Annotated in this window: 8 protein-coding genes; 1 reads left to right on the plus strand and 7 read right to left on the minus strand. The window is 41.1% G+C overall.

Going from position 1 to position 20,013, the window contains the following annotated elements:
- Positions 1–47: 47 nt before the first annotated feature.
- Together xerC and FNT16_RS20225 are read right to left on the minus strand one after the other, a co-directional pair.
- Positions 48–1,094: a site-specific tyrosine recombinase XerC gene (gene xerC, locus FNT16_RS20220; RefSeq protein WP_221935036.1), complete on the minus strand. Its 1,047-nt coding sequence runs from the start codon at positions 1,092–1,094 to the stop codon at positions 48–50.
- Positions 1,087–4,128: a CHC2 zinc finger domain-containing protein gene (locus FNT16_RS20225; protein ID WP_143872495.1), complete on the minus strand. Its 3,042-nt coding sequence runs from the start codon at positions 4,126–4,128 to the stop codon at positions 1,087–1,089. Before FNT16_RS20225 ends, xerC begins: the two co-directional genes overlap by 8 nt.
- Positions 4,129–4,241: 113 nt before the next feature.
- Between FNT16_RS20225 and FNT16_RS20230 the strand changes: the two genes are divergently transcribed.
- On the plus strand, positions 4,242–4,628 hold the full coding sequence (locus FNT16_RS20230; RefSeq protein ID WP_143872486.1) for a helix-turn-helix domain-containing protein: 387 nt from the start codon (positions 4,242–4,244) through the stop codon (positions 4,626–4,628).
- Positions 4,629–4,994: 366 nt separating this feature from the next.
- Here FNT16_RS20230 and FNT16_RS20235 read toward each other — a convergent pair whose 3' ends face one another.
- The 5 genes from FNT16_RS20235 to FNT16_RS20255 all read right to left on the minus strand — a co-directional run bounded on the left by FNT16_RS20235 (position 4,995) and on the right by FNT16_RS20255 (position 19,901).
- Positions 4,995–5,423: a hypothetical protein gene (locus tag FNT16_RS20235; RefSeq protein WP_143872487.1), complete on the minus strand. Its 429-nt coding sequence runs from the start codon at positions 5,421–5,423 to the stop codon at positions 4,995–4,997.
- Entirely contained in the window at positions 5,414–6,388 is a 975-nt protein-coding gene (locus FNT16_RS20240) for a hypothetical protein (RefSeq protein WP_143872496.1), read from the minus strand. Before FNT16_RS20240 ends, FNT16_RS20235 begins: the two co-directional genes overlap by 10 nt.
- A gap of 51 nt (positions 6,389–6,439) precedes the next feature.
- Complete coding sequence (locus FNT16_RS20245) at positions 6,440–6,952, minus strand: hypothetical protein (RefSeq protein ID WP_143872497.1); 513 nt, start codon at positions 6,950–6,952, stop codon at positions 6,440–6,442.
- A gap of 71 nt (positions 6,953–7,023) precedes the next feature.
- Entirely contained in the window at positions 7,024–10,317 is a 3,294-nt protein-coding gene (locus FNT16_RS20250) for a hypothetical protein (RefSeq protein ID WP_143873855.1), read from the minus strand.
- A 182-nt stretch (positions 10,318–10,499) separates the two neighbouring features.
- A complete protein-coding gene (locus tag FNT16_RS20255) occupies positions 10,500–19,901 on the minus strand; it encodes a DUF6531 domain-containing protein (protein ID WP_143873857.1) in 9,402 nt (3,133 codons plus the stop codon).
- Positions 19,902–20,013: the final 112 nt, after the last annotated feature.

A 20,013-nucleotide genomic window follows, 5' to 3' on the forward strand; every position in this document is an offset into this window, starting at 1 on the left:
TAGTGAAGTTATCTGTCACTTTTGACAGCCTATATTGTTTCGCCCGATTAAATTTCATCTTCTTCATCCTCTAACATTTGCTGTAATTCGGCCATATCCTCTCCTTCGGCTTCTGAGGCTTTTTTCAGTTTGGCGGGATGGCAGCGTGTGTGAACGTCTTTTAAAGCTTTGATGCTCACTTGGGTGTATATCTCTGTGGTGCTCAGCTCTGCATGACCTAGCATGGCTTGGATAAAGCGAATGTCTGCGCCATTTTCTAACATTAGCGTGGCCATTGTGTGCCTAAATAAATGGCAACTGCCTTGTTTGGGTATACCTGATTTTTCAACATATTGGGCTATGGTGCGTGACAGCCAGTTTTCATTAAACTTTTCACCGAGCCTAGTTAAAAATAATGTGCCATCGTCACTGGCCAGTGCCAGCTCTGGGCGCACTTCGTTTAGGTAGCAGCTTATCCAGTGTGCGGCTCGCTCGCCAAGCGGTAACATGCGGTCTTTTTTGCCTTTGCCTTGGCGTACCAGTATGGTTAACCGCTCTAAATCGATATCAAATACGCTTAGGTTAACCACTTCCATTCGGCGTATGCCGGTTGAATACAGCACTTCCATTACGGCTCTGTCTCGAATACCCAGTGGCTCGGCGCTGTTGGCTTGGCGCATCACTTTTTCAACTTCTTTTTCACTTAATATGGCTTTGGGTAAACGTTGGCGTATTTTGGGTGGCTCTAGTTCGCTGGCTGGGTTATACAGCAGGTAGTTGCTTTTGGTTAACCATTTAAACCAGCTTTTAAGTGGGCTTAATTTAGCCCGTTGTGAGTAGATGGACAGTGGTTTGCCGTCTGCTTTGCGGTATAAATATAAATGCCTTTGGTAGCGCTCTAATATGGGTTTGGTGATTTCTGGCGGTTGGCGCAGGGCTCGGCCATCACACCATTCAATAAAATCTCGTATGTAGCGTTCATTATTCCACAGGGTTTGCTCTGTGTAGTGTTTGATGCGTAGTGCATCTAAATAATGGTGCATAAAGGCAAGCAGGCCATTGGGGTCGGTTGGGTCGCCAACCTGTTTAATAAAACGTTTTTCTCGTTTAGGCACGGGCAGCTCCTTTTTGTAGGTACGACAGGATTTGTCCGTTTACCCCTATAGGTTCATTTTCTTCTATTTTGGGTAAAGTGTGCGCCATTGCCTGCGGTTGCTGGCTTGATGTGGGGTGACTACCTGCCGACTTAGTACCGACTTGGGGGTGACCAGCCCCCGACAGGTGCGAAGGTTCCCCCGACAGCAAAGCCTGCAACCCCGACTTGCTTGCATCACACTGGTATTGACTGTTGTTTTCAACGTCTAATAAACCCTGTAAAAACCGCCCTTCATGTTCGCCTGTGTAGAGCAGCTCATAAATAAATGAGTGTCCGCGACTGCCTCTGTGCACAAGCAGGTATTCCATTTCTTCCAATCGTTTGATGTGTACTTTCAGTTGGGTATTGCCCCAGCCGCTATAGTCTCGAACAGCTTTGCGGGTAAAGCGGTAATCACTTTGTTGTATTTTTTGGGTTTGGCAGGCATCCAAGACCATTTTATGGATAAAATGCAGCAGTTTGCGGGTTTGCGGTGGCAGCTCGTCTAAGGTGCGCCCGAGTACTTCATGTGCTAGGTGATTAGCCACTTGAATGTCGCTGTGGGTGACTTCTATGTATTCTAGTAGTTGGCCTTTGTGCTCAATGCGTTTTATCTCGCGTTGGTATTGGTGTAATAACGCTATGGCTCGGATAAGTGTTAGGTATTTCATATGGTCGCGGCGCGTACGGGTTTTATCCGATAAAAAGGTTAATTGCTCGGCATAGGGGTTGGCGACCAGTAAAGGGCGTAATAGTCGTTGGGCATTTTGGTGTAGGTGTATCACGTCTTTTTTGTTGTTTTCAGCAAGCAGGCCTTCTATGGTTTGGCGCTGGCGCTGCATTTTGTGGATGGCTTCGGTTTGTTCGCGGGTTTCATTGACGGATAACACTAAGCAGCGGTTCATCAGTTCTTCATCAATATCTATCGCTGTGGTGGTCATCATTAACATCACAGGCCCTTCTACTTTATATTGCTGCGTTTCTAAATTGCCTGTGACTGGGTTTTTACCTGTTGAAGCGATACTCACCTCACCTTCTGATTGCAGTAGTTTTAATGCATAGGCGGCTTGGTCTGCTCCTTCCTCTTCTGATATGGCCAGTATTTTATGTTTTAGGTTGGTTTCGCCCATGTAATACAGGCTTTGGCCTGTCATTGAGCTAAATTGGATGCGCTCTTCTGTTGGTGTCATATTTAACACTGCATCCATTAATGAGCTTTTGCCTGCGGCGCTGCTAGATTGGATCATAACCGCTAACGGTTTATCGAGCTTGCGACTAACCGCGGCCAAGTAACCGACAAGCTTGTTGGTTTCCTCTCCAATAACGCCGCAGGCCTCGAAGTCTTGTAAAATGCGGCTAAGAAGAGAAGGTGAATTTAAAAGTTCAAGGGCAGCTTTGCGCTCTGCTTCGGTTAAATGATTATGCTGACTGGTTTGGGCTTGTTTGTTTTGTTGTTTTTTATCTTGCAGCGATTCAAGCTTAAGTAATATATGGCCTAAGTCTTTTTTAATGTCATCTTCTGATACGCAGAGTTCTAAGCTGGCTTGTTTGATGTATAAATGTCTGGCACGCGCTGAGTAAATATCTAAATTATCAACATGGAAGCTATCCTCTAAACTCACCAGTAAATTTACTTTTAGCTGCTCGACACTTTGGTTTTTATCTAAACCTCGGATGCGGTAACGGCGATTGTCTAAGGTGATGATAAGTTCATTGGATGCACTGGCGTTTTCATCTAAATCGGTTTGCTCTGGCATGTTTTGTTCTGGCGTTGTTTGTGTGGGCATTGCTTGCTCAGGTATGGCAGCCGCTTCGGTTGGGTACATCTTTTCTGGCCCTACACCTTTTCCTAACCACTGTGCTTTTCTTATCGCAAGGCCAAGGCTTTTTTGTGCAGGTTTAACTTGTCGGGCATATTCGTTGGCATCCATGCCTTTTGGAAATAATATTCTAAATACTTCAAAGCCTTGATTCATCAGTTGTTCAGCTAAACTGTCTGCGGCTTTATTGCCTGCATCATCTCTGTCGTAGGCAATTAACACACGTTTAATTTGATGTTGTTTAAAGGCTTGTAAGTGGTCGTCTATAAAACCATTGGTGCCATAACTTGCGGTGACATTTCTAAAACCATGTACCCAAAAGGTCATGGCATCAATTAGGCTTTCACATAAAATAATTTCATCTGTGGCGCTCAGTGCTTGAATATTCCATACCCCTTGATGTGGGCCTGGTAAGTAGGTGTGTTTGGGGGTGCCTTTGCGTAAGTTGTCTAATAGTTTGCGGCCGTATATTTCGACTATGTGGTTTTGTTCATCGACCACGGGCACCACAATTGAGCCATTAAAATGCTCATGGCCTGATTGTCTTAATATGCCAAGTTGTTGCAGCTTGCCGCGAATATCAGCCCCTGCTTGGCGATTTTTTTGTGGTAGGCGATAACCGAGCGTGCGATTTGCAAAACCCAGTTGAAAGGTATCAATCAGCTTTGGGTGTTCAAGGCCGCGCTGTTTTAAATACGCCAAGGCTTCAGGTGATTGTTTGAGCGTTTGGTGATAATAACCCACCACTTGTTGAAGCGTCGCTTGTGAGTCGGCATCACCACTTAACGGCGTTGGCAATTTTTGTGTGGTGCCATATTTTACCGCCTTTGTCGTTGGCTCAGCCTCACTAGCGACTAAGGAAGAAATATCTTGCGATGCACATGGATGTGCAAGTGCCGCGTGAGAATGGATATCGGAAGCGGTTAGTATTTCAACTGCATGACGAAAGCTCACGCCTTGTGTTTTCATCACCCAATCAATCACTGAGCCACTTTCACCGCACCCAAAACAGTTAAACAAGTTTTTAGATGGGGTAATAACACAACTTTCCGTTTTATCATCATGAAATGGGCAGCACAGCGCTTTGTCTTTTACGCCATGACTTTTGAGTTTATAGCCTTGTGATTCAACCAAGCGACATAAATCGACTTGTTGTTTGATTTGGTTGATTAATTCATCTGAAAGTCGTGCCATTTTGGGTGTTTCCTAAAAAACCTGTCAATACCTAAAGAGTAAAAATAACTCTGTTGAAGAGTACTCTATTTTAGAGTACATTAAATTGCAAGTTAAAAACAGGGGTTATTATCATGCCATCGATTCATTATTGGACTCGGCATATGCCAACCATAGACAAACTGTTTTATCAACAATTAGGTCAACGTATTGCTTTTTTTAGGAAAGAAGCGGATTTAACTCAGTCTCAGTTGGCTGAGTTATTGGGTATTTCTCAACAAACTATGGCGCACTACGAGGTGGGACGTTTACGTATTTCTGTTGAGCTATTAAGTAAATTGGCACAAACCTTAACCATTGGTATTGAGCAATTACTGCAAGAGCCTGTGCCGAATCAAACAACTAAGCGTGGACCAACTTCTTTGCTGCAAAAACAAATTGAACAGGTAAGCCAATTGCCCCGAGCTAAACAGAAGTTTGTGAGTGAAATGCTAGATGCTGTGATACAGCAAAACTCTTGAGGTAAAGCGGCTAAGAGATAGCCGCTAAGAAAAAACGGTAGTGCTTAACATTTAGATAAGCGCACTCGAATTTAGCCATTAAATTCAATACCTTATCTAAAAACGCGCACCTAACGATTTATATATATATCAGATGAAACGAACCCATTTTTTGTATATATTTCAAATGCATAACACCTAATGCAGGTGCTGCATAGGGTGTGATAATCATTCTATTCTAAAATCGAAGATTTTTAGGGTCTAAAAACAAGTAAAGCAGCCAATGGCTGCTTGCAATAAAATAACTAAATACATCAAGCCTGAAACTTTAATCTTAATCAATTGGTGTAGTGGTCAATTTAACTTGGCGACTACATGAATAAAGTATCACTGACCAAGATCACTAATCAGGCAATTAAAATCCAACAAAGGCCTTGTTGCTGTATAACCATACTTACTATAACCATCCCACATCTCAGCAAAGTGGATTTGAGCGCCATTGCCTGCAACAGTAAAATAATAATTATCCTCAACACCTTCGATCTTTAGATAATACTTCACTGTCGTATGGCCCACATTGTAGCGAATTGTTGCCACTTCCATACAGCTATAAAAAGTGTTACCTAAAAGACCTTGTTTAAATGGCCGCCCACCAGTTTTTAATTCATTCAAATCTGAGTACAACCAAAATTTAGACTCACTAGAAATCCCATTTAAAACATTGCGATATGGATCTAGATTTGGTACACAAGCTACAACCCATAAGCATATGAAGAGCACTTTATGTAAACTAAAATTAGTCATTTCTAGTCCCATATTTTTTCCCAGATATATCCTGGTATTTCTCTATATTTCAACGTAGTTGGGGATATAGGAGCGCCATAACCAAACTGCGTATGACCTTCGATTGTAGGTGTGCCTAATCCCAAAGTAAGCTGGATGCCGGTATGGCTCTTTTGCCCTAGAGAAGGCATAGTCGTAATAGCTTCGACCGTCCCAGAAAATAACGCTGCGACTTGTCCACCACTTGCGTTGTACATACCTTCCATAGTGCTAGCCCAATCTGATGTATTAAATAAGGTAAATTCAATGCCAGCATCAACCCCAGGAACTCCAACAGTAGCGCCACCTTGAGCACTCCAATATCTTCCAAATGACACCTCCTGCCTAGAGAAATCCATATTAAAGAAAATACCTGCGGCACCAGCTCCCCCTATACCAGCATCACCGCTGATAGAAGAACCAACAGCAAACGTAAACCCAGAATTTTCAACCGACATCCAATCAATAGATGAATCATTTAAAATAGAGCTTTCTAGATCAATACCTTGATCCATCCTCGTTGTATCCATTCCTAAATCAACCCAAGGTGTATATTTAGCAATATCCAGCTCTAAATCAGGTATTAGAGTGTTTTTCTGAATCCATTCTGAGTTAGCTAAATCGCTATTTTGGCGATAGTCTTTGTATTGCTCTTCATATGCTTTGAAGTCAGCATCGATGCGCTGCCTCTCAGCAACAGTGTGTTCTCGGCGCATACTTTCTTTTTGGCTACGAGCTATTTGCAGTACTTCAAAATCCGCATCAAATTTATCTCGTTGCGCTTGGCCTGTTTTGTTGATGCTGTTTGTTGATTCTTTTTCAGCGCCAGCAGTCGTACTTTTGGCTATATCTGCCATTGGCTCATCAATATTGCCGAGCTTGTCTAAATTAATTAATTTATTAGCTCGGTCATTAATGGCTTTTTGCTCTGCTGCCGTTAAATCTTTTTCAGCACTCATCCCCTCAACAATGCTATTCCCCAACGCATTGCCAAAGGCATTTAATTGACATCAAACCGGCTTTAGTTTTTCTTTTTTGATTATGTCTTTTTCTGGGTAGTAAACAGAGTCACATAAAAAATCCCACGCACCATTTTCCCCTTCCACTGTTGTGTCATACAAATAAAGTGCTTTTTCCGTCCCCGGTATTTTACGCAAATAAAGTTGTCTATATAACTCGGTGTAACCTTCTATTGTCTGTTGAACCTTATATGTTTTTCCATCTGTAAAATGAATAATGTAACCAGGGAAAAATGAATGATAGGCTCGAGATTCTTGATATGGTTCCTGCTTAACCATTTTCACTTCTTCCCAAGAGTGCTCCCCATTTTTGAGCACATCTATACCCGATTTTGATAGCGTAATTTTTTGTTTTTTTACGTGTCGATAACTACTCCACGCGGTCCACCACATTAAAAGTGCAAAAAAAGCACTTAAAGCATCAAATTCCCATTCATTTTCAATACTAAGCGAGTAAATCATCAATCCTGTGGTTGAGGCTATTGCAATCAAATTACGATTCACAAAATGCCAGAACGACTTAGGCTGGCACCTGTAGGTTTTCTCGAGCAATTGCTTGGTGGGTCGATGCTTCATTATTGAGAAACACCATTATTATAAGCTTTACCCAGAAACCAACTTGAGCCATTATCCAACACACGCTGTAGCTCTTGCTGCGGGAAAAAACGATTGAATTTGTCATTTTGCAAAGTAAATTGGTATTTAGGCGCCCATACACCGGCGGTCAGTGAGCTTATAACACCAGAATAAAGAATATCGTTTGCGTTAAATCCCTCTCCTGTCATTAACTGCTCTGAAAATTTACTTAAAGCCCCGCCACCAAAACCACCTATAAATGCAGAGCCAACAACTCCCTTCGAATTTAATAATCGCGTAGTAGAATTTGCTCCAAAACCACCAACAAAACCAGAGCCAAACGAAATAGCCAAATCATCTATACCTGCATTGGGATTATACATGCGTTCCAAGCCTGCGTTTAAACTGCCCGAAAGTATACCTGCGCCAAAATCAACAGGTTTAATATACGGATTTCGAGCAAGAGCTCCGAGCCCATTATTTAATGTCGCAGCAAATCCTGTGTAATTAACTTGGCCAAGCCTAACTGCGTTTAAACCTCTAGTGCCATTAAGAGCCAAACCATTCAACTGAGTTCCGCCCGCACCACGCCAGCCGTAGGCTTGAAATTGAGAGTACGCATGACGACCAACATCATCAACCAGGTTCATTGAAGCTCGGCCTAAAGAAACTAGCCCTCGTCCTGCTAATACGCTAACGCCGCCAAGTAACGGAACTGTCGCAACAGCAGTCATGATATTAATAGCTGTTGATTGAAGTTGTTGAGTGGTTTTAAAACCTTCATTACGCGCAAAAGCCATTCGTGTAGCTGAATCATTCATATCAATAATTCCACCGGTCGGCCTACCAAGATCAACTCTACGCATTCTACTTTCATAAATAGCTTGGCGCTCTGCGGAACTAATTGCTAAGGCATTTTGTTGTGTGTCGATTCTGTGGTGGTACATCATTGAGCTAATCCCCAATGCCGAACCACTTGTCGATAAGTCGTTACCAGCCCAATTTAAGAAGGAACTATGGATCTGCTTCGCAGTATCAAACGTGCCGTCAATTCGACCTCGGAATATATCACTCATAGCATTACCATCTTTGTATCGGGTAAAATGAACGTTTCCGTCTTTGTCGTAAGCACCGTGAATACCACTAAATCCACGCTTATCGCTTCCGCCTGATGAGCCAATGTCATCTGAGATATCCTCAAACGACACCCCCTCATCTTCGTACACTTTTTGAATGGCTAATTTCTTAGTCGTGTCGTCTGCGTCACTATTTTGGATTTCTTGGATTTTTGCTGCAGCCTTGCTACTGCCATCCCCTTTCATCCCCTCAACAATGCTATTGCCCAACGCATTGCCAAAGGCATTTAATGCAACTTGAGCATAATTAGCATTTTGCCCACCATTCCACTGGTGGTCAAGTTTCGCTGTTGTAGCTCCAGCACCAAAGCTAGATAAACTTGCACGACCTATTCCAGCTGCACTTATTGGATCTGCTGAGCCATATTTTGAGTTTAATCCTTCAGCAATACCATGTCCAGCTAACGAGCCTGCAACTTGAGCCGCCATACCTTTCCAACTAAAACTAACATCATTATTTCCAACTAATTTGTTCGCAGCAATGTTAGCTACATAACTACCGGCGGCCATAGTCGCAGCGCCGTATGCGTCTAATGACGCCTTAGCACCTTTTTTCGCAGAGTTAAGTTTTGTAAAAGTATCAGCAGTATCTGCTCCAACCCCCATAGCGGCGCCCATACCCGCAGTCGCAACAGAGGTTAAACCTGACGATAACGCATTTTTAAGGCTAAAACTTTCAACAACGCCCATTTCTTTACCAACCACTTGTGACGCGACACTACCCATAAATCCACCGGCAAAGGCTGCTGCGCCAACGGCAACACCAAACCCAGCCGCTCCAGAGAGTACAGCTGCGCCAGCAGCCATATAGCTACCACTAGCTATAGCCGTCGCAGCAGCAGTACCTGTAAATGCCGAACTGCCCAATGCTGCCATACCAGCTGCGGCTGCACCAGCTGTAAATATAGTAACAACAACAGCTACCACAACCATAACAATTGCTACGATTGGATTACATTTAGGTGGCGGTGGTGGTACAGGACTAGGTGTTGTGTCTCCTATAAGTTCCGCTGGGTTATAAGGTTTAAAGTTATCAGCCTTGTTTTGAATACTGGTATTTTGTTGCGGTAATTGTAAGTCTGTCCCTATGTCTGAAGAGCTAAATTGATCTGCTGGCCCCATTGCTAAGCCGTTTGCTTGGGCAATTAAATACCAGAGGTTGCCATCACCATAAATAGATTGCGCGATACTATTTAAGGTTTCACCACCAGATATTGTATACACGCCCGATGTTGATGCTCCACTTACTGTAACCTGAGGCATTAGGTTAACAGTGTCTGTACCTATGGTTCCTATTAAATTGCCAGCGTGATAGAAGTTTGAGGTGTATTTTGCTTTACTGTCAACGTATTCGTAAGCTGATAATATTCTGCCATCATTATCATATGTAAATCGTTTATAACCAGATTGCCCACCCGTAATATTTACCCTATTTAAATTTCCTCTTGCATCATACTTAAAATAACTATCACCTGGTTTAGAGCCGCCTTGCGAGCTCGTTACTTTCATCTGTATTTGTTTATATGTTAACTCTTTTGTAAAGCCATAACTGTTTGTATATGTGTAGGTATATTTGTAATTACCATTATCATAATGTTTATAGTTATATGAAGTTACATTCCCTAACAAATTGTATTGACCATATATGGTTTCACTAGCTGTTTTTATGCTTGACGAAGTTGTTTGGCGAGTTTGAATTTTAGTAGACTGTAATTGTCCGTACTGGTTATAAGCAGAAAACGTATAATCCTTCCAAAGTGATGACTTGTAATGGTAATTATAATGATGAGTTTTGTTACCCATTTTGTCGAACGTGCTACTTGATACTTTATAAGAAGTATCTGTGTAATACTGGTTTATAGCACCATTCTCTGCCCTTTGGCTTATTTTTTGATTGTATACAGAGCTTTCATTTCCATATTTATCGTAGTAATAGGTTTGTTTATCAAAATAGTGCCCTTTTACAACATCGATATAATACGTAGTATCAGTCGAATAGTCATTATAAGTGGTATCAGTCCATGTACTTGTGGTTGACACGTCAATTATTGTACCACCAAAGTGCTCTTCAGCTTGCAAGCTGTATCGACCGCCTACACTTGCTAGCGCATTATCCCTTGCAGATTTAGTCGTGTACTCCAATCTATCAGTGTACACATCCCTGTATTCATACTTATGTTGAACTTGCCCAAGGGCATTATAGGTATATAGGACACCTTCTCCACTACCAGATTTATTTACATGTAAGGCTTCTATTTTTCCAGTTTGTTTATTAAATTGACCGTTTTCAACTAGAGTTCTACCTTCGTTATCATAACGATACCAAGACGATTCGGTTCTTAAACTATTAGAATTAGGCTTTTTATAGGAGCTAGTAACTTGAATACGATTGCCATACTCATCGTATTTATATGACAGATCAAGTAATTGTGCTCGGCTGCTCCACTGGCCACTATTTTCTGCATCTTGGGGGATTCCACTTTAGCCAATCGGTTGTGTTCGTCATATTTACTACGCGTTAACGTGACCGATTTTGCATCTCGGCTAATCGTAATATCATGAGTGGTCCATACTAAATCAGTATCATAATCGGTTGAATAAGTTTCATACCTAGTTTCCGTTACATAATGAGCGTCTTGCTCATCAATAACTTCCTCAATAACTTTATTACCAAAACCATCGTATTCATAACGATTGCTATAAGTGTCGTATTGATATCCACGAGAATCAGACCAACCAACTGAATGCTCGATTTTCGCTAATAAACCATTGTGTTTATAATCATACGTTTTTTGATTTGTAACACCGTTTGTAGGGTTGTTGTATTTTTCAATCTCTAACTGGCCAAATCCATCATATAGATATTCTGTGTGATGATTGGTTGTTTGAGTTCCTAATGTTCCTGCCTTATTGGCAGTATACAACCTTCCGGCAGCATAACTTCCTGTATAATACGTCCAAGTGCTTTTTTGCGAAGCCGCACTTGAGATATTATACTCTTCTGTTTCTTTGTTCCCTTTTAAATCATACTCATAAGTAGTTACGTTGCCATTTTTACTGATTATTTGAGTTCTATTCCCGCGTTCGTCATATTTATAAGACTGAGCATTATTGAGTGCATCGTACTCTTTAACTTTTCTTCCGGCTGCATCATATTCAATTCGGGTAATTTGTTCATTGCCAGAGGTAAAGTACGTACCTGTTTGTAAACCTCGTTTATCGTAGGTCGTTTTGTACTCTCGACCTAACGCATTTTTTCTTACAACTTGCCTGCCATGTTCATCGTAGCCATACTCAGTACTATTACCTGTTGCATCTGTTTCTTTAACTAACTGACCAACCGCATTGTAGTATCTAAATCGCTTAACTGTTTCGTTACCACTTAGCCCCTCAGCCTGTCTGATTAAGTTACCCTGAATGTCATAGTGATAGTGTTTTTGCAATCGAACAGATGTTGTGCTGGCTGTAGTTAAACTGCTCGTCCCGGCAACAGCTGTGGTCCTACTGGTTGTCGGCAGCGTTTCTTTAATTACCCTGTTTTGGTGGTCGTATTCATAATCAGTTACTCTAGCAGCAACTGAGCTATGACCAGAATATTTGGTCACTTTGGTCGCATTACCCCAACGGTCATAAAGATAAGTGGCTTTTGGATTAAAAGTGACTTGGGTATCGCTATTAGTGGCATCAATAAGCCCCTGATATTTAGGAGTGCGTTCAGTTAACACGTTACCTAATTTGTCTCTGAACCATTCTGAAACTCTGGTATCAGCATTATTTGATGTGGTACCCCCACGTTGCTCCTGACGGGTAACTTGACCAGTCAAATCATAAAAATAATAGGTGTAACCTTGGCTGTCTCGTTGATATTGAATTAAACCAGAGCGATCATATACGTAAGATGCAATTTTTTGAGTTAAAGATCCACTAGTTCCATAAGCTAGATATTTTTCGGTAATCTCACCAAATGCATTGTAGTCACTCTTTTGTCCTGATTTATACTTGGTATCATCTTGCGTAAATACATTTAAAGTTAATATTTGTTGGCCTACATTGTCATACTGATACTCAGTTCTAATTTTTTCACCGGTTGAGGCGTTAACTATTGTTTGCTCTGCTATTACACGTCCCGATACATCATATTCTTTGGTCTGAGTATGCCCTTCAGGGTCTACTACAGAGATTAGATTCCCCGCATTGTCGTATTGATAAGATGTATAAATCTGACCACTACCAGAGCTTTGATGTGATTCAGATACAACTTCACCAAATACATTGTATTGAGTACTCGTTAACGGGCTAACTGTTTTCAAACCAGACAAGGTATAAGTTGTGGTCACGTGTCTTGATGGCGCCGCCACTTCCCATAATTTCCCACCATTGTTATATACATAATTAGTTGTAGCACCGCTTATAGTGCTTGAAGATACTTCGCCAAAACTATTGTACTGATAACTTGCAATTTGTATGGTTGCATTGGTTTGTCGAGAGGCCGTTTGACTGCTAGTGTATATAGCTTTGTCTTGATAAATTTCTAATACCCTACCTGCTTTATCATATACATTTCGAGTTATTCTATCTTTATCTAAATCGTGACTGCTAAACGTCGGCTGGCTTGCTTCTGTGACTGTGTAGCCGGAGCTTAATGCTGTGTAATACTCAGTCGTTTTTTCAATATTACCTGCATCATCATACTCAAATTTAGTCCCATATTTCATAGGGTCTACAGTTAAGACTTTTCGGTTCGCTTTGTCATAATAGTGAAAGCTTTCAGCCCAGCTGCCACTATCAATTTGTACTCGTTCTTTCGTTATATTACCCACTTTATCATAATAGTATTCGGTAGTAGCTTGATCGGAATAAGCTGAAACACTCTGTGAATTTGCATTAGCGGTTTGACTTACGTTGACATACATTGCAGCGTAAGATTGCGGTTGAAGAACTTTAGATTTTCGACCTGCTGCGTCGTATTCAAAGGTTATTTTTCTATCTTTAGAGGTATCTGCTACAACAGTTATGCTGTCAACTGTCCAATAGCCAACTGAAGGTTCGGTTTCAGTTATAAAATCATTATATCTAACAGTACTTGCTAACTGTCCCAACTCATTATAATCATATTGAGTAACACCACCTACCGCATCAATCTCATGTACAACTCGTCCTATAGCGTCATAAGTTTTGTATTCCGATACAAAATCAACCTGTCCGACTCGTGTGCTGCTTTTAACCTCATTACCTAACGAGTCGTAAGTGACCTCAATATAACGTTGAAATCTCTGTGATTGGCCTTCCTTGTTTGCATATACTTGTTTGTCCGTACTGTCGTACCAACCAGGTAAAATTGTCTTAACTTGACGCCCTAAAGCGTCGTATTCAAACTGAGTCGTTCTTGCATTTGAAACAGCCCAACTTCCCAACTTATTGGCCGCAATAAATTGCGTCATCTCGGCTTCAGTAATAAAGTCACCAGATACACCATCTGTGCGATTTGCATCTGCTGAATCTAGATCGTCTCCCGAAATACTGCCTGCATATTCAATAATAGCGATAACATTTCCATTGCCGTCATACCTATTTTCAGTAACCGCCCACTCAGCTTCATAAACTGGACGCATGTTAAAACGCAATCGACCTGCTGCGTCATATACGCTAATGGTTTCCCTGTCTGCACTACTATCGCCAATAGTTTGTTTTGATACTTTGTCGACATTAGACCAATTAGTAACATTTAACTCACCAGTATGGTGTAAAGTTTGATATACATTGCCTAACTTATCGTAACTATGAGTAATTACAGATGCGTAAGTACTTGAACCTGAGACTCTAGTTTCAGTTATCGTTTGAATTTTTTGACCATCATTATTGTATACGTACCACGTACTTGCACCATTTGGATTAATAACTCTGGTTAAATTACCATTGTTATCATAATGATACTGCGTGGTGATCGCTAAACCTGATGGATCAACTATTTCACGCGTTTTAAGACCAACTGCATTGTAGTGATACTGAGTTAGGCTTCCGTTTGCATTAATTTTATGGGTCAGATTTCCAGCATTGTCATAACGATACTCAGTTGTTAATGCCAGGCCGTTTGGATCTAAGATTTCTTTAGTTTTTCTGCCTGATTTATCAAATTCATAATCCGTTACTTGCAAAGCAGGAGATGATAAATTTCCTTTTTCAACTCTAACGGTATTGCCAGATTCGTCATAGGTGAAGCGAGTACTGGCTTGAATAACGTACGGGTCTTCAATAATTTGCTTAATTCGACCGTCTGCATAAAATTTATAGTCTGTAATTTTTTGACTGCTACTACCAGCTCCTTCTATAACTCGGAATTTTCGTCCTTGACCGTCAAATTGGTAATTAGTTTTGGTATTAAGTTTTGTGTTATCGCCGTAGTCTTGAATTTTATTAACAACACGATTAGCCGCGTCATATTCATAACGAGTTATATTTCCTTTAGCATCGTAAGCTTCGATTAATCGCCCACTATTATCAAATTTATTTTCACTAACGAAGCCCAAACTATCTGTTACTTTCTCTAGTTGACCATCATTATTGTATTCATAGATAGTTTCACCGCCGTTTGCGTCTTTGACCATCATGGTGTTACCACGAGTGTCCAGATAACTCCTAGTTATAACCCCTTCTGGTGATGTCATTTTAACCGTTGTTACGCCATAGTTTTCTTGATATTCAAACTCTGTGGTATTGTTATAAGCATCGGTTACAGAGAGCTTGCGGCCGATTGCGTCATAGGTTGTTTTAGATGAACTACCGGTGGCATTTGTAACAACAATTTCTCTGCCATTCTGATTATATGCATTGTAGGTTGTTTCATTATTACCGTTGGTAACACTTTTAACTCGACCAAAACCGTCATATTGAGTAGATGTTTGGTTTGTTCCCAGTGATATTTGAATTGCTCTTCCAAGATTATCGTAAGTGTAATGGCGCTCTGTTACTCCTGAAGTATTTATCAAGGAATTTTTACTGCGCCACACCTCACCATATTTATTATAGAAGTTAGTTGTAATGTTGCCTTTAGCATCCGATTTGGAAATTATTTGTCCTAACTGATTGTAGTGTATCGATACGACGTTATCTTGCGAATCTCCTGAGTTCGTTTGGCTAACTTTGTTGATAACTAAACTTTCATGACCTCCGGTTAATCCCGCAATATTTACTGAAACCATACGAGTGGTATAAATGCGGGTTTCTACAACTAGGCCTTGTTTGTTATAGACAGTTTGAGCGACTTCACCTAAAGCGTTAACCGTATAAGTAATTCGCCCTGCATTATCATAAAAATAGTATGTTTTTTGCCCTTCTGCACCGAACTCAGCTATCGTTCTGCCGAGATTGTCTAATTCAAAACGCGTACCTCGATCATCAATGGCTGTTTGTAAGTTGCTCGTTGATACCCCAACAGCAGCGTCACCATTTATATTGCCAACTATTTCACCAAAAGCATTATACTGGTTAAAATTGTTAATCGAACCACCGTGTTCTGTTGTGACTCTATCTGCAATATAAATACTGTCTAGAGCCATATCTCCCATATAGCCACCAGCAGCTTCGCCTACAAATCGAACCTTAATATCACCGGTATATTGCCCCAAGTTTATAGTGGCTTGTCGCCAAGCTTCACTGCTACTTGTTTGTTGCTGCCCAGAAATAGACCAAACCTTTTTCCATTCATTTCCATGGTAAACTTCAACCGACAACGTGCCCATATCTGCACCATACATATGGTAGTAGAACTCCAATTCACTGCGATCTGTAGATGGAATAACACCACTTTCCAGAATGGCTTTGTTACCGACGTAGTGGGCAGCCCCACTCGACGTTTCCATGTATACATAATTGCTACCGTATTTAGCAGAAGAAGGGCCAGTATTTCCAGAAGATGTTCCACCTGAATTCCTGACCCAATCAAAATCCCCTGTACTGGTAAACAGTTCAGTTCCTAAAGCAGTTTCAAACGACGCAAACTCTTCCGATTCATAATCTAAACCAATAGTGTCAAAAGTTTCTAAAGTTCGAATTAATCGACTGGCACTATCATAATAATTCGTAACTTTGCTGCCATCTGCATTAATCGTTTGATAAACACGACCGAAGTCATCAAATTTGACTGTGGTTGTGCGTTGACCATCCACGTCTGCTTGACCTACGAGCTGGTTTAAAGTTTTACCCGCAGCATTTACCGCAGTCATATATTCAAAAGTGATTTTTTGTTTTTGAGCGGGTTGATAGATTGTTTCGGTTAAAAAGCCTTGCTCATTTACATGCCCAATCAAGCGACCTTGAGAATCATAAAAGTTATAGCTATATAATTCAGCGCTATTATCAGCGACAGATTTAACGGAGGTAAAAGAGCCAGAGGTAGCCGTTGAGCCTGGTACCTGAGCTGAATATCGCACAGTTTGAGTGACACGCCCGACAGCGTCATATACATATTCGGTAAGGTAACCTTCGGCATTTAAGTCTCCAACTTTTAAGCCATCTTTATTGTAGAAAACTCGACTAGTACGGTCACCACCGTGAATTGCCTTGATTAATCGGCCTGAGGCGTCATATTGGTTTTCATGTGTAAGTACTTCTTGGGTATTAATTTTATGCAGGTTGATATTATCTAAAGCAATGTCGCCCATATAACCACCGGCCGCGACACCTCTAAAGCGCACTTTTACTGTACCGGAAAAGCGTCTTAAGTCTACAGATTCATGTGTCCATGCGGAGGTGTGTCCATTGTGCTGTTGTCCGCCTCTAGTCCATACCTCTTGCCAGCGGCCATCACTGTATACCTCCACGAATAGAGTTCCAACGTTTTGTCCATACATGTGGTAGTCAAATTCAAGCAAATCCATGCTGTCAATTGTAAATGAAGAGCTTTCTATGGTTGAAGTATCACCGTTATAATAGGCTTCACCACTAGATGTTTCCATGTATATATAATGGGTTCCGCCCGCTGCGTTGTTCGGGCCAGTGTTTCCAGAAGACGTTCCGCCGGAGTGAACTCTAAATGAGCCTGAAGTAGTCCACATGCCTAAACCGTTGGAAAAACTAGTTCCGTTGGCTAATGTACTAGCCGTAGATACTTTATAAAGATTTATATTGTCTAGCGCTATATCACCACGATAGCCACCTGCCGCAACACCACGAAAACGAACCTGAACACTTCCCGAAAATCCGCTTAAATCTATAATTTCATGAGACCAAGCCGAAGAGTCATCATTCTGCTGTTCACCTGTTTTTCTCCACACCTCATTCCAACTACCACCACTATATACTTCAACATATAGAGTCCCCATGTCCTGACCATACATGTGGTAATCAAATTCCAGTAAATTTGCAGTGTTTATGTTAAAACTGACACTTTCTAGCGTAGATGTATCGCCATAATAATAAGAGTGTCCTCCAGATGTTTCCATAAAGAGGTAGTGAGTTCCCTCTGATGCCGAAGACGGACCAGTATTACCAGATGGGGTAGAACCAGAACGCGTCATAAATGAACCAGTAGAAGTCCAAACGCCTAAACCATCAGAAAAAGAAGTGCTTTCGACAAGTTCTCGTGTGGTGTGAGTAAATACCTGAAACTTTTTAGAAACTTGACCATTCGCATTGTATTCAAAACGTGTTTTGAGGTCTTTGCTTACATTCGATAAGACCGTTTCTGTAGTGAAGTTAAATGCATTGTGGTAACGCGTTTCGATGTCGACCAAACCTTTATTGTTATATGTATAGCCTACTACGCCTCCTTCTGCGTCAACCTGATACTCGACTTGCCCAGCATTATTGTAATAGGTATAACTAATTTTTCCTTCAGCATTGGTTGTTGTAGTTAATCGGCCCGCGTTATCGTAGCCGTAGGAAGTAACCCGATTGGATTCGCCACTAGCACTCTGAGTTACACTGGTTAAGCGCCCCTGAAAATCAGTTAAACTAACCGTGGTTAGACCTGTTGCCAAATTGGTTACTGTAATTTCAGATCCATTATCGCTTACTCCGTCACTGGTACCGTAACTAGTCGTTGTTGTTGCATTGTGGCTAACGGCAGTATGAACTCGTCCCATTCCATCATATTGATAACTTTCAAGCGTCGTTCTGTTAGTTCTCGAACTGCCGGTTACCGAGATTGTTTGTAATAGTTGACCATGCTCACTGTAAACAAATTCGGTGATCTTGGCGCTATAATCTAGGATCCCTACACCTGAAGCTGATACAGTTGCATATTCCGTAACTTTAGATAAGTTTCCTCGATAGTCGTAAAGGTTTTGCGTTAGCTCTACATTTGCTTTATTTGTTGTACTTAAGTTATTAACCCAAGTGTTAAGCGTTGACTCACTAATTGTGTCGGTACTAACCAAACCTGAAACATTGTATGTAGCGCCAGCATATTTAACTGTTTGATGGAGTAGCCCGCTTGGATTGTATTCAAACTCTGTAACCCGCCCTTCCGCACTTACGCTGTATCGTAAATTACGCATAACATCATAAGCAAAACGAGTGGTTTCCGAGCCTGACTCCCCCGTGCGAGTTTCGTTCATCAATAAATTATCAACATATTTGCGAGTAATAGTGTAGCCCAACGCATCAGTTTCGCTTATGCGATTTCCATTGCCATCGTAGTTATAAGTTATAGTGTGATTGTTCCCGTCGGAAATCGACTTAATTTCACCATCATCGTAAGTGTTATAAATTGCGACTTGGCTAATACCCGCTACTGAGGGCGCTGTAACTTTTTCCAGTTGTAAATATTCACCATTTGATGAATTGGTTTTATGGAAGTCATAACGCCAAGTTTCCCCTGCACCATTTACAACAGTAGTATAGTCAGAATAATAATTGAATGTTGAAGTACCCGTTTGGTCTGTTACCGTTTTAATTCTATTACTAGTATCGAAAGTAAATGAAACTCTTACACCATCTGATTGACTAATTTTTTTGATACGAAAACTGGTACTGTCATAATCATACGAAGTACTATATGTCCCTTTCCCATCAAATAATTCAGTCGAAACCGTTTTTAGGCGACCATAACTATCATGGTCATAAGTGACTTGTTTGGTAAGTGTTCCAATAGCAGTCTCTCGCGTTGATAACTCTTGCAATTTACCATCTGGGCCATAAGCAAATTCGATTGTTTGTCCAGATTCCATATCCACAATTTTTGTCAGCTTACCTGCGCTATAACTATAGTCAAAACCATTGTCATTGGTGTCGCGCAACGTTTCAATTAAATACCGACTAGAGCTACCACTGTTTGTTGTACTATAGACCTCAACATTTTTGCTTGTGCCTTCCACCCAAGTGTATTTATTGGTAGTGCTACTATATGTAATAGTATCATGAGCACCACTACCCGTAGTGGTTTGCCATTTGTTTGTTGCAATTAATGTGTAGGTTGCTTCATGCCCGTCACCGGTCGTGCGATAAACAATATCTCCAGATCTGCGAATCGATTTTTCACCGTTCCATCGCCAGTTATCTGCATCACCGTCATTAGTCGAGCCAAGGCTATTATATGAACGAGTTTGAGTTAAATCTGCTCCTGTACCAGACATAGTTTCATCGTTAAACTGTAGTATTAGATTGCCGGTAGCAATATTAACATGAGCCAAACCACCTGCTTGTCCGCTTGTTAGCGCGTTGCCAACTACTCCTGCAGATCCGATATTCACTGCTGATGTATTTAATAAACCTCCCCCTTGACCTGAAACTATAGCAACCATATTTTAACCTTATAATCTTCCAAGTTGTTTGCGCAAAATTAAGTGAGCAATCTGTGCTTATATAGTTAAATAGAAGGATTTCTTTGAAAGTTAAGCGTCAGGTAGAAAATTT

This window comes from Catenovulum sediminis (assembly GCF_007289895.1).
In the GTDB taxonomy this organism is placed as follows: Bacteria; Pseudomonadota; Gammaproteobacteria; order Enterobacterales; family Alteromonadaceae; genus Catenovulum; species Catenovulum sediminis.